8 protein-coding genes and 1 pseudogene are annotated in these 12,630 nt (G+C 70.1%); 8 read left to right on the top strand and 1 reads right to left on the bottom strand.

Annotated elements, in window-relative coordinates; all coding sequences use genetic code 11:
* Positions 1-114: 114 nt before the first annotated feature.
* Positions 115-1,578: an NCS2 family permease gene (locus AB0M62_RS28355; protein WP_366077137.1), complete on the top strand. Its 1,464-nt coding sequence runs from the start codon at positions 115-117 to the stop codon at positions 1,576-1,578.
* A 56-nt stretch (positions 1,579-1,634) separates the two neighbouring features.
* Entirely contained in the window at positions 1,635-2,786 is a 1,152-nt protein-coding gene (locus tag AB0M62_RS28350) for an XdhC/CoxI family protein (RefSeq protein WP_366077136.1), read from the top strand.
* A 31-nt stretch (positions 2,787-2,817) separates the two neighbouring features.
* Here the strand turns inward: AB0M62_RS28350 and AB0M62_RS28345 are convergent, their stop codons facing one another.
* Positions 2,818-3,447, bottom strand: coding sequence for an alpha-ketoglutarate-dependent dioxygenase AlkB (locus AB0M62_RS28345; protein WP_366077135.1), 630 nt, complete (start codon positions 3,445-3,447; stop codon positions 2,818-2,820).
* 541 nt (positions 3,448-3,988) lie between these two features.
* On the opposite strand from AB0M62_RS28345, the gene AB0M62_RS28340 reads away from it, so the two are divergent.
* The 6 genes and pseudogenes from AB0M62_RS28340 (at position 3,989) to AB0M62_RS28315 (ending at position 12,627) form a co-directional block, all read left to right on the top strand.
* On the top strand, positions 3,989-4,219 hold the full coding sequence (locus tag AB0M62_RS28340; RefSeq protein ID WP_366077134.1) for a hypothetical protein: 231 nt from the start codon (positions 3,989-3,991) through the stop codon (positions 4,217-4,219).
* Between the two features lie 162 nt (positions 4,220-4,381).
* A complete protein-coding gene (locus AB0M62_RS28335) occupies positions 4,382-5,188 on the top strand; it encodes an HlyD family efflux transporter periplasmic adaptor subunit (RefSeq protein WP_366077133.1) in 807 nt (268 codons plus the stop codon).
* The gene (locus AB0M62_RS28330; RefSeq protein ID WP_366077131.1) at positions 5,185-7,533 is read left to right on the top strand and encodes an NHLP family bacteriocin export ABC transporter peptidase/permease/ATPase subunit; all 2,349 of its coding nucleotides are present in this window, start codon (positions 5,185-5,187) and stop codon (positions 7,531-7,533) included. The genes AB0M62_RS28335 and AB0M62_RS28330 overlap by 4 nt, the downstream gene beginning before the upstream one ends.
* A 1-nt stretch (position 7,534) precedes the next feature.
* Positions 7,535-10,564 (top strand): NHLP bacteriocin export ABC transporter permease/ATPase subunit, encoded by a 3,030-nt coding sequence (locus AB0M62_RS28325; protein WP_366077130.1) that lies wholly within the window; start codon positions 7,535-7,537, stop codon positions 10,562-10,564.
* A gap of 591 nt (positions 10,565-11,155) precedes the next feature.
* Positions 11,156-11,704: a hypothetical protein gene (locus AB0M62_RS28320; protein WP_366077129.1), complete on the top strand. Its 549-nt coding sequence runs from the start codon at positions 11,156-11,158 to the stop codon at positions 11,702-11,704.
* 48 nt (positions 11,705-11,752) lie between these two features.
* A pseudogene (locus AB0M62_RS28315) lies at positions 11,753-12,627 on the top strand (putative T7SS-secreted protein).
* Positions 12,628-12,630: the final 3 nt, after the last annotated feature.

Raw genomic sequence — 12,630 nt, 5'->3', positions numbered from 1 at the left:
AATGCCCCGTTCGTCTCGGGCCGTCCCCCGGGTCGTGCAGCCAACGCACCATCCCAAATCCCGCAGCTTCCAATCTTTATGCGGGTGCCCCTTTGAACCTTGGGAGTAGGCACCATGACCCAGTCGTCAGTGGAGCCGAAGACCACCGCCGAGGACGCGGGCTCCGGCTCTCGTCCCCCCGCCGGCAGGTCTTGGCTCGACCGGTACTTTCACATATCCGAAAGAGGATCCACCGTCTCGCGCGAAGTGCGCGGCGGCATCACCACCTTCATGGCGATGGCGTACATCCTCCTGCTCAACCCGCTGATCCTCGGTGGACCGGACGTCGACAAGACGGTCCTCAGCCAGCCGGGACTCATCACTGCGACTGCCCTCGCGGCCGCCGCCACCACCCTGCTCATGGGCTTCGTGGGCAAGGTCCCGCTCGCCCTGGCGGCCGGCCTCTCCGTGTCCGGCGTGCTCGCCTCTCAGGTCGCGCCCGTCATGACCTGGCCCCAGGCCATGGCCATGTGCGTGATGTACGGCGTGGTGATCTGCCTCCTGGTGGTCACCGGCCTGCGTGAGCTGATCATGAACGCGATCCCGCTCCCGCTGAAGCACGGCATCACCATCGGTATCGGCCTCTTCGTCGCCATCATCGGCCTCTTCAAGGGCGGCATCGTCGGCCGCGGCCCCGAGTTCGGCCCGCCGGTCACCCTCGGCGTGGGCGGCGAACTTCAGGGCTGGCCCGTACTGGTCTTCAGCATCACCCTGCTGCTGATCTTCATGCTCCAGGCGCGCAACATCCCCGGTGCGATCCTGATCGGTATCGTCATCGGCACGCTCGTGGCCGTGATCATCCACAATTTCGCCGGTCTCGACGCCAAGGCATGGAACAACTCCCCGCCGGAGCTGAACGGCAGCATCGTCTCCACACCCGACTTCTCGCTGTTCGGCCAGATCGAATTCGGCGGCTGGGGTGACGTCGGCGCGCTCACCGTCGGCATGATCGTCTTCACCCTGGTGCTGGCCGGCTTCTTCGACGCCATGGCGACCATCATCGGTGTCGGCACGGAGGCCAAGCTCGCGGACGACAAGGGCCGGATGCCCGGCCTGTCCAAGGCGCTGTTCGTCGACGGCGCCGGCGGCGCGATCGGCGGTGTCGCGGGCGGCTCCGGCCAGACCGTGTTCGTCGAGTCCGCCACCGGCGTCGGTGAGGGGGCCCGTACCGGCTTCTCGTCGGTCGTCACCGGCCTCTTCTTCGCCGCCTGCCTGTTCTTCACGCCGCTCACCGCGATCGTGCCGCCGCAGGTCGCGTCCGCCGCGCTGGTCGTCATCGGCGCGATGATGATGCAGAACGCCAGGCACGTGGACTGGAGCGACCGCGCCGTCGCCATCCCGACCTTCCTGACCGTGGTGCTGATGCCGTTCACGTACAGCATCACCGCGGGTGTCGCCGCCGGCGTCATCTCGTACGTGGCGATCAAAGTCGCCCAGGGCCGGGCCCGCGAGGTCGGCGGCTTCATGTGGGGCCTGACGGTGATCTTCGTCGTGTTCTTCGCGATCAACCCGATCGAGCACTGGCTGGGCGTCGGCTGACAGCCGTAACCCTCCACGCGTCCGATACTGAAACCGACTCTCAAGAGGAGGCCGACATGCTGGACATCGCCGAGGAGCTGAACCGGTGGGTCGGGCAAGGACGTGACTTCGCCGTCGCCACCGTGGTGGCGGTCGGCGGCAGCGCGCCCCGGCAGCCGGGAGCCGCTCTCGCCGTCGACAGCGACGGCACGGCGATCGGCTCGGTGTCGGGCGGATGCGTGGAGGGCGCGGTCTACGAACTGTGCCGGCAGGCGCTCCTGGACGGCCAAACCGTCCAGGAGCGCTTCGGGTACAGCGACGACGACGCCTTCGCCGTCGGGCTCACCTGCGGCGGAGTCATCGACATCCTCGTCACCCCGGTACGCGCGGACTCGCCCTCGCGGGAGGTGTTCGCGGCAGCGCTGGCCGCCGCCGCCGGAGGGGAGGCGGCGGCGGTCGCGCGGGTGACCGACGGACCGCCGGAACTGATGGGCCGCGCGCTTCTCGTACGTACCGACGGCGCGTACGAAGGCGGGCTCGGCGGACACCCCGAGCTGGAGCGCGCGGTTGCCGACGAGGTCCGCGCGATGCTGGACGCCGGCCGGACCGCGACGCTGGAGATCGGCGCCGACGGCAGGCTGTGCGGCCGGCCGCTGCAGCTGCTGGTCGAGTCGAGCGTGCCCGCCCCGCGCATGATTGTTTTCGGGGCCATCGACTTCGCCTCCGCGCTGGTGCGCGTCGGCAAGTTCCTGAACTACCACGTGACCGTGTGCGACGCGCGGCCCGTCTTCGCGACGAGGACCCGCTTCCCCGAGGCGGACGAGATCGTCGTCGACTGGCCGCACCGCTACCTGGAGTCGACGGAAGTCGACGGCCGTACGGTGCTCTGCGTCCTCACCCACGACGCCAAGTTCGACGTGCCGCTCCTCGAACTGGCCCTCAGGCTTCCCGTCGCCTTCGTCGGCGCGATGGGCTCCCGCCGCACTCACGAGGACCGCAACCAGCGGCTTCGCGACGTCGGCGTCACCGAACTCGAACTCGCCCGTCTGCGCTCGCCGATAGGTCTCGACCTCGGCGCGCGTACGCCCGAGGAGACCGCCCTGTCGATCGCCGCCGAGATCGTCGCGGACCGCCGCGGCGGCAGCGGAGTCTCCCTGGCCGGCGCGCACACCCCGATCCACCACGACGGTCCCGACGCCCCGGTGGGCCGGATCGAATCCGTGGCGTGAACGGCCCAGGGGCGCCCGCCGGTGCTCCTGGTCAGCTGACTCCACGGGGACGGAACTGGATGCTGATGCGGGGTCCGACGGGCTTGGCCGTCTTCAGGATCGCGTGCTCCCAGGTGCGCTGACATGACCCGCCCATCACGAGCAGGTCGCCGTGGCCCACGGGCTGCCGGATGGTCCGCCCGCCGCCCTGACGCGGCCGAAGGGCCAGGGCCCGGGGCTCTCCCACGGAGACGATGGCCACCATGGTGTCCTCCTTGCTGCCGCGGCCGTGAGTGTCGCCGTGCCAGGCGACGCTGTCCCTGCCGTCGCGGTAGCGGCACAGCCCGGCGGTACTGAAAGGTTCGCCGAGCTCGGCGGCGTAGTGCCGGCTCAGCGCGGAGCGCGCCTGGTCGAGCACGGGGTGGGGGAGCGGATCGTGCTCGCCGTAGTACGCCAGCAACCGCGGCACGTCGACCACCTGCTCGTACATGGTGCGCTGCTCGGCATGCCAGGGCACGTGGGCGACCAGCCATTCGAAGAGCGCGTCCGCCCCTGACACCCACCCGGGCAGCAGGTCCAACCACGCGCCGTGCCCCAGCACCCGGCGCCGGACGGAGGTCAGTGGCGCCAGTCCGATCTCCTCCTCCGCGTCGAGGAGGGAGGCCTGGAAGTGGAAGTTCACACCTCCACCATACGCCTCGTTCGAACGTGCGTGCGATCGAGATCGGGTGGGCGTGTCCGGTCGCGGGCGAGGCGGAGTCGGCGGCGGACGCCCATCGCGGGGGATACGCGGCGTGGCCGGTCCGTCACCGCCTGCCGCTCCGGGAAACCTGCACATCGTGTGCGCGCCTGTGGCACCCCGCCTTCACGGGCCCTCGCGATGCCGGAAATGCCCCACGCGCTTGGTGCGGGTATATCCATTTTGGTTCGGTGCGGCGGCGGGTCCCGCAAATCTGTTACTCAATCTTGCGAAGACTTTGTCACCACTCGGTGAATGAACCGTCACGCCGGTCGCCCGAGGTGTCGGCCGCACTCCAGGTGAGCGTCAACGGGATTGGCCGGGCCCTCCGTTCGCGTGCTTTCATCTGCGCACTGCGGCAGTTGTGGGAATGGCGACCGAGTACTGGAAGCCGGACTGCCGCGGGAGTGGAACCGGACCGTTTTGTCGCGGCCCGTTCCGCGTCTTTGAGAAATATTCCGACAAACGAAGGGAAATACGCGAAATGCGTAACGACCTCGAGACCCGTGAGATCGCCGACACCGAGCTGGACGCCGTCTCCGGTGGCATCGCCAGCCTTTCCGGCGGCCTGGTCGGCGCTGCGACGAGCGACGTCGCCTCCGCCCTCGGCTCCCTGCAGACCGTCCACGCCGTGACGGGCCTCACCGGCCAGGTCGCCGGCATCACCGGCGTTCACGCCGACACCTCCGGCATCACCGCCGTCGCCGGTCTCTGAGCAGGAGATACGCCACCGGGTTTCATCGCCCGGGGCATTGCACGATCTGACGGGTGCGTGTGCGCCCCTGTGGGGTCGCCCATGAACCCCGGAGCTCCCCCCCTTCCGGGGTTCATGGTTTCCCACGGCCTCATGGCCAAATGCAGTTGAAGGACTAGTTCCGTGCAGTTCCGCCAAAAGGCGCTTTCCAAGCTGCAATCGCCTGAAGAACTCCATTTGCCGGTGCGCTTCGCGCGCCCGCAAGGGCGGCTCGTACTGGCCGTAACGGTCGTCGCCGTCGCCGTCGCGACCTTCTGGGCCCTCACCGGCTCCGTCTCCTCCAAGCTGAGCGCGCCGGGAATCCTCACCAGCGCCGAGGGCAGCTACGTGCTGCAGAGTCCGGTCGCCGGACAGGTCACCGCGGTCCTCGCCGAGGAGGGCCGGCTGCTGTCCCCGGGCGAACCCCTTCTGACGGTCCGTACGGCCAAGGGCGACGAGCCCGTGCGCGCGGTCGCCGGAGGCCGGGTGACGACACTGGTCGCCAAGACAGGTTCGGTCGTCACGACCGGCGCGGACGTGGCGACAGTGGAACGCGTGAAGACCCCGGACGCCCCGCTGGTGGCCATGCTGTACGTGCCCGGCGGCAGCGGCTCGGCCATCCCCGTGGGCGCCGCGGTCGACCTGACCGTCCAGTCCGTCCCCCAGCAGCAGTTCGGCGTACTGCGCGGCCGGGTCAAGAAGGTCGGCCGCTCGCCCCAGACGCAGGCCCGGATCGGCAGCTTCCTCGGCGACAAGCAGCTCGCCGCACAGTTCGCCCGGCAGGGCAACCCCGTCGCCGTGCTCGTCGAACTGGAACGGTCCTCCGCCACCGAGTCCGGCTACAAGTGGTCGTCCACGGACGGGCCCCCGTACGCCGTCGACTCAACGACGCCCGTCACCGGCGCCGTCCACCTCTCCGCGCAGCGCCCCGTCGACTGGCTGCTGCCGTGAGCGCCCCGCAGGAAGCCGCCGGGGCCCGGACCCAGTACCGGCCGCCCTCCCCCCAGCTCCCGCCCGCCGGACGCCGGCGCCACCGCCCCGAGCCCAAGGGCGGCGCGCGTCGCCGACGTCCGGAGCCGGCGGGCAAGGACCCCGGGCGACGCTCCTCGCGCGGCAGGCCCACGCCCGCCCCCAGGGGCAGGACGCCCCGGACCGTACGCACCCCCACGGTGCTGCAGATGGAAGCGGTCGAGTGCGGCGCCGCCGCGCTGGCGATGGTGCTCGGCCACTACGGCCGCTTCGTCCCCCTGGAAGAGCTGCGTATCGCCTGCGGCGTCTCCCGCGACGGCTCCCGGGCGAGCAACGTCCTGAAGGCCGCCCGCAGTTACGGGATGAAAGCCAAGGGCATGCAGATGGACCTGGCCGCGCTGGCCGAGGTACCCGCCCCGGCCATCCTCTTCTGGGAGTTCAACCACTACGTCGTCTACGACGGAATGGGCCGCCGCTTCGGCCGCCGGGGCGTCTACGTCAACGACCCCGACAAGGGGCGGCGTTTCGTCGCGCTGGACGACTTCGACACCAGCTTCACCGGTGTCGTGCTCACCTTCGAGCCCGACGAGGGCTTCCGCCGCACCGGCCGGAAACCGGGCGTCATGAGCGCCATGCCGCTCCGCCTGCGAGGCACTTCGGGCACCATGCTCGCCGCCGTGATCGCCAGCCTCCTGCTGGTGGTCGTCGGCGCGGCGGTGCCCGCGCTGAGCCGCACGTACATCGACATGTTCCTCATCGGGAACCAGACGTCCCTGCTGGGGGTGCTCTTCGCTTCGATGGCGGCCGCCCTGGTGCTCACCGCGACGCTCACGGCGCTGCAGCAGGCCAATCTGCTGCGCGGACGCATCATCTCCTCCACCCTCGGCAGCGCCCGCTTCCTGCGTCATCTGCTCAGACTTCCGGTCACGTTCTTCTCCCAGCGCAACCCCGCCGACCTGGTCCAGCGCCTGCAGTCCAACGACGCGGTCGCCGAGACCCTCGCCCGGGACCTGGCCGCCGCGGGTGTGGACGCCGTGGTGATCGTGCTCTACGCGGTGCTGCTGTGGACGTACGACCCCCAGCTCACCGTGGTCGGCGTGATGATCGCCCTGCTCAACGTGGTGGCCATGCGGATCGTGATCCACGTGAGGGCCACCGGCACCCAGAAACTGCGCGCCGACAGCGCCCGGCTGACCAACACCTCCTACAGCGGTCTCCAGCTCATCGAGACGATGAAGGCCACCGGCGGTGAGAACGGCTTCTTCCGCCGCTGGGCCGGACAGCACGCGACCACGCTCGACGTACAGCAGCGGCTCGGTGTGCCCAGCGCGTGGCTGGCGGTCGTCGCACCCACCCTGGCCGCGCTCAACAGCGCGCTGATCCTGATGATCGGCGGTCTGCGGGCGGTGGAGGGGCATCTCTCCATCGGTCTGCTCGTCGCGTTCCAGGCTTTGGTCACCAGCTTCACCGCGCCGATCACCCGCCTGAACGGAGTCGCCGGACGGATCCAGGACTTCGCGGCCGACGTCGCCCGCCTGAAGGACGTCGAGAGCTTCCCCGTCGACCCGCTCTACTCGCGGCCTCAGCCCGCCGCCGGCACCCGACGCCTCAAGGGCCATGTGGAGCTGGACAACGTCACGTTCGGCTACAGCCCACTGGACGCCCCACTGCTGAAGGACTTCTCGCTCTCGGTCGGACCCGGCCAGCAGGTGGCTCTCGTCGGCGGCTCCGGCAGCGGCAAGTCCACCGTCTCCCGGCTCATATCCGGCCTCTACGCCCCGTGGGAGGGCGCCATCCGCATCGACGGGATGCGGCTGGAGGACATCCCGCGCGGTGCGCTGGCCGCCTCCGTCTCCTTCGTCGACCAGGACGTCTTCCTCTTCGAGGGGACCGTCCGCGACAACGTCGCGCTGTGGGACCCCTCCGTCACGGACGAGGCCGTCACCGCCGCCCTCGAGGACGCCGCCGTGCACGACGTGGTCGCCCGTCGCCCCGGCGGCATCCACAGCCGCGTCGAGCAGGACGGCCGCAACTTCTCCGGCGGTCAGCGACAGCGCCTGGAGATCGCCCGGGCGCTGGTGCGCCGCCCCAGCGTCATGGTCCTCGACGAAGTGACCAGCGCTCTGGACGCGGTGACCGAGCAGGTCATCATCGACAACCTGCGGCGCCGCGGCTGCGCCTGTGTGGTCATCGCCCACCGGCTGAGCACGGTGCGCGACAGCGACGAGATCGTCGTGCTCGACCGGGGCACGGTGGTGGAACGTGGGCGGCACGAGTACTTGGCCGCCGCACAGGGCCGGTACGCCGAACTGGTCAAGGAGCACTGAGGTGACGTCCCCTCACCACGCCCCGGTCGCCGGCGCGCAACCGGGCTGGACGCCCGACCCGGTCGTCGCCGCCCTCGGCGGACTGGGCTCGGCGGTCGACTGCACGGGGGTGCGCAGCCTCTCCCTGGAGGGGCCGCTCGTGCTGTGGCTCGTCGTGGACGGCGCCATGGACCTGTTCGCCGTCGACGCCGCACAGTCGGGTCACTGGCACTTCCTGGGCCGGCTGGAGGCGGGCACTCTGCTGCTCGGCCCGGTGGAGGGCCCCGAGCACACCTTGGTGGGCCGCCCCCTGCAGGGCTGCTCGCTGCGCCGGATCGAGCTGCGCGAGCTCTACCGCCCCGAGCACGGCGACCAGGGGTACGGCGCGCAGGGGTACGGCGCCCAGGGGTACGGCGACCACGGGTACGGCGGGCAGGGTCAGGGCCGGCAGTGGGGCGCCGGCCAGTGGAACGCCAACCAGTGGGACACCGGCCAGTTCTACGCCGACCAGTGGTACGCCGACCAGGAGAACCACGGACAGTACGGGCAGTACGGGCAGTACGGCGCCGTCGACCCGGCGCCGAGTCCCCTCGAGGACGCCTTCGCGCGCGGCATCGGCCGCGGCCTCCGCGTGCTCTACCAGGCGCCGCTGGACGGCCGTGCCACCGCCGAGCAGGGCGGGGCCGACGACGACATCCTGTGGATGCAGGTCGCCCCCGGCAGCGTGCAGTACGGCGCCGCATACGAGGGATACGAGCAGGACACAGCCGGCGTGCTCCTGGTCGACGCGACGATGTGGCAGGGGATGGTCGACCAGCAGTACCGGCTGCTGTACGCCCTGGACGACTGGATCGACCAGCTCGAGCGCGCCCACGAGGACCGTACGGCGGCCGGAATCGAGGCCGGCGAGACCGCTCGTACCCAGGCGGATCAGGCACTGCTGGCCTCGATCGACCGCTCCGGCAGGGACTCCCACCGCCGCGCCGGTCACGACGCGACCTTCGCCGTGTGCCGCCTGGTCGCCGACGAGGCCCGCGTCTCGCTGTCCGAACCCCGCGATGCCGGCGGGGCCGTCCCCGGGCGGATGGATCCGGTCGAGCGCATCGCGCTCGCCTCGCGCATCCGCACCCGCGTTGTCAGGCTCACCGGACGCTGGTGGCGGGAGAACAGCGGGCCCCTGGTGGGCCGGCGCGAAGAGGACGCTACGCCGGTCGCGCTGCTGTGGCGTCGCGGCAGGTACGTGGCCGTCGATCCCGCCACCGGGGTGCGTGAGCGCATCGGCAAGACCAACGAGGCCGCCTTCGACCAGCGCGCCGTCATGCTCTACCGCCCGCTGCCCGAAGGGCGATTGGGGCTGCTGCCGCTGGTGCGGTTCTGCCTGCGCGGCACGCGCACCGAAATGCGCGGCCTCGTCCTGGGCGGGCTGGTGGCTGTCGCCCTGGGTGCGCTGGTGCCCATCGCCACCGGCAAGGTGCTGGGTGAGTACGTGCCCAAGGCCGAGAACGGCCTCATCGTGCAGACGGCCCTGGCGCTCATCGCGACCAGCGTCGTCTCGGCCGCCTTCATGCTGCTGCAGAACGTCTCCGTCCTGCGCATGGAGGGCCGCATCGAGGCGACTCTGCAGCCGGCGGTGTGGGACCGGCTGCTCCGGCTGCCGACGAAGTTCTTCGCGGGCCGCTCCACCGGTGAACTGGCCGGCGCGGCCATGAGTATCAGCTCCATCCGCCGCGTGCTGTCCGGCATCGGATCGGTGTCCGTACAGGCGAGCACCGTCGGCACGATGAACCTCGTCCTGCTGCTCGTCTACAGCGTGCCGCTGGCCCTGGTCGCGATCGCGATGCTGCTCGTCATCGCCGCCGTCTTCCTGGGGCTGGGGCTCTGGCAGCTGCGGTACCAGCGGCGGCTGATCGCGCTCGGAAACAAGCTCAACAACCAGGCGTTCCAGACCCTGCGGGGACTGCCCAAGCTGCGCGTCGCCGCGGCCGAGAGCTTCGCCTACGCCGCCTGGGCAAGGGAGTTCGCCCGTACCCGCGAGCTGCAGCAGCGCATCGGCCGGATCAAGAACGTCATAACGGTGCTCAACGCCGTCTACCTCCCGCTGTGCACGCTCGTGATGTTCATGCTGCTGGCCGGACCCGCCCGCGGCAGCCTGTCCGCCGGCGAGTTCCTCACCTTCAGCACCGCGGTGACCATGATGCTGTCCTCCGTCACGCAGCTGACCGGCGCCCTCATCTCGGCCGCCGCCGTGCTGCCGATGTTCGAGCAGGTCAAGCCGATCTTCGAGGAGGTTCCCGAGGTACGCGGCTCCAGCAGCCAACCGGGGCAGCTCAGCGGGGCCGTCGAGGCGCGGCAGCTGACCTACCGCTACACCGACGACGGACCCCTGGTACTCGACGGTGTCGACTTCCAGGTCCGGCCCGGCGAGTTCGTCGCGATCGTCGGGGCCAGCGGCTGCGGAAAGTCGACGTTGCTGCGGCTGCTCATCGGCTTCGACAAGCCCGTCTCCGGGAGTGTGCTCTACGACGGCCAGGATCTGACGGCGCTGGACCAGGCGGCCGTGCGCCGCCAGTGCGGCGTCGTCCTGCAGAACGCCCAGCCCTTCACCGGGTCCATCCTCGACTGCATCTGCGGCGCCGAGACGTTCACCCTCGAGGAGGCGTGGGAGGCGGCCGCCATGGCGGGCCTGGCCGAGGACATCAAGGCCATGCCCATGGGCATGCACACCATGCTGTCCGACGGCGGCGGTACGGTCTCGGGCGGCCAGCGCCAGCGGCTGATGATCGCCCAGGCCCTCATCCGCAAGCCGCGCATCCTCTTCTTCGACGAGGCGACCAGCGCGTTGGACAACGAGGCCCAGCGGGTCGTCATCGAGTCGACCCGCACCCTGCGCGCCACCCGCATCGTGATCGCACACCGGCTGTCCACAATCATGGACGCCGACCGGGTGATCGCCATGTCGGACGGAAAGGTCGTCCAGCAGGGGCCGCCCGCCGAGCTGCTCGCCGACACGGGCGGCCTGTTCCACGAGCTGGTCCGCCGTCAGCTCCGATGACCCCGCGCGCACGTCGATGCCCAATGGCTCGGACGGGGCCCCGGAGCACCTCATCAGCCGGCCGTCAAGCCCTATATCTGATGGTTCGCCGAACCCAAATGGAAAAGTGAACTGTCGTACGGTGGGGCACTGGGACACGGACGTTTGTCGAACGGGGGACCATCGACGTGGACTTGGCCGAGGAGATTGCCGCCGCGCGCGAGGGGCGCGGTGATTCGGGGCGGCTGCTGGGGGAGTTCCGTCGTGCGCCGGTGATGGTGCCGGTACTGGACGGCGGGCTGATGTCCGGGGACATCGGCGGGATCCGTTGGATCTACGCGTTCACGGACGAAGGGGCCCTGGCACGGTTCGCCCGCGCGCGGGGCGACGCGGGGGACACGGAGTGGCAGTTCCTGACGATTCTGGGTGCACGCCTTCTGGACGCGGTGATTCCGTCCCTCGGCGGTCCGACCGGCATCGCGGTCGACGTCCCGGACGTGGACGGATCGATGATGTTCCCGCCGGTGTCCGGGATTGTGCCGGACGCGGTCGCGGGGACGTCGCGCAGGACGCGGATGGCCGGGATGGCGCTGGGAGTGGGGAGGGCGCGCGATGAGCGGGGACAAAGACCTCGAGGTGGACCCGGCCGCGATCAGCAAGATCAGGGAGGGGCTGCGGGGCGCGGTGGCGGAGCTCCGCGGGATAGGCACGGCGGGCGGCGCCTCGATGGGTGCCGGTTTCGGTGAGCTGTCGCTGACCGGGATGGAGGCCGGCCACCCCGGCCTCGCGGTCGATTTCGAGGACTTCTGCGAGCGCTGGGAGTGGGGCGTACGCGGGCTCATCCAGGACGCCGGCGTTCTGGCCGCCCAGACGGGTATTGCGGCGGGCGCCCTGTGGGAGGAGGACCAGTACATCCAGGGGGCGCTCAAGGTCGGCGCGAACTCGCTGTACGGCAATCCGCACGCGAGCGAGGACGACATCGAGAAGAAGCAGTGGGGGGACATCTTCTCGGCCGACGTCTACAAGCCGGACTACAGCGCGGAGTCCTTCCAGAAGGCCAACCAGGACATCCAGCAGACCTGGCAGACCACCGGCGAAAAGATCCAGAACGAGGGCGGGATCGGTTCGCTCAAGGACCTCGCCGAGGGTGGTAACGGCTGATGGGCTGGCGGGACTTCGTACCGGACGTCGTCGAGGACGCCGCGGAGGATGTGGCCGAGGAGGGTCTACGGCAGCGTGAGCAAGATCCGCTCCACGGGTACGCACCTGACGAAACTCCAGGCGTCGTTCGACAAGGTCGGCGAGGGGCTCAAGGGTGTGGACGCGGACGCCTTCAAGGGCCAGGCCGCGACCGCGTTCCGGGAGGCGTCGGCGAAGCAGCCGCCCAAGTGGTTCAAAGCCGCGGACGCCTTCGAGAAGGCCGCCGGCGCGATGACCCGTTTCGCGGAGACGGTGGAGTGGCGCAGGCACAGGCCAAGGAGGCACTGGACGAGTACAACGCGGCGAAGAAGGCCTCGGAGGACGCCCGGGCGGCGTACTACAACGGCGTCGACGAGTACAACGCCGCGGTCGAGGCGAAGAAGGACAACCTCCCGCCTCGTCCCTCCGGTTTCACGGACCCCGGTACGGCGAAGGCGAAGGCGAAGGCGGCCCAGGACAAGCTGGACGAGGCCCGCCGCCAGCGCAACGAGGCTGCGGACACAGCCCGTTCGGCGGTGGCGGCGGCCCGCGACGCGGCCCCTCCCAAGCCCAGGACGGCAAAGGGATACCACGGCCATCTGACCCCCGAGCGGGAGTTGGACATCATCTCGAATCCGGACGGCATCTACATCTCGAAGGGAGGGGCGGAGCGGCTCATCTTTCACCAGGGCGAGGACATCGTGATCATGGAGAGCAAGGGCGCCGGGCGCGGCAACATCATCACGAGTTACGGTCCCTCGGGTCCGAAGAACGACAGTGGCGCCGAGGCCTGGGGCGGTTCGCCGGACGATCCCGGCCCGCCGGTGACCAGAGAGCAGATCGTGGAGGAAAGAATTCCCAACACGAAGGGCGGCTATCTGCCGCCCGCCGAGCAGCTCAGATAGGAA

Source organism: Streptomyces sp. NPDC051219 (assembly GCF_040682335.1).
GTDB lineage: Bacteria > Actinomycetota > Actinomycetes > Streptomycetales > Streptomycetaceae > Streptomyces.
Note: the sequence above shows the minus strand (reverse complement) of the source record. Positions and strands in the feature narration are given on the sequence as shown.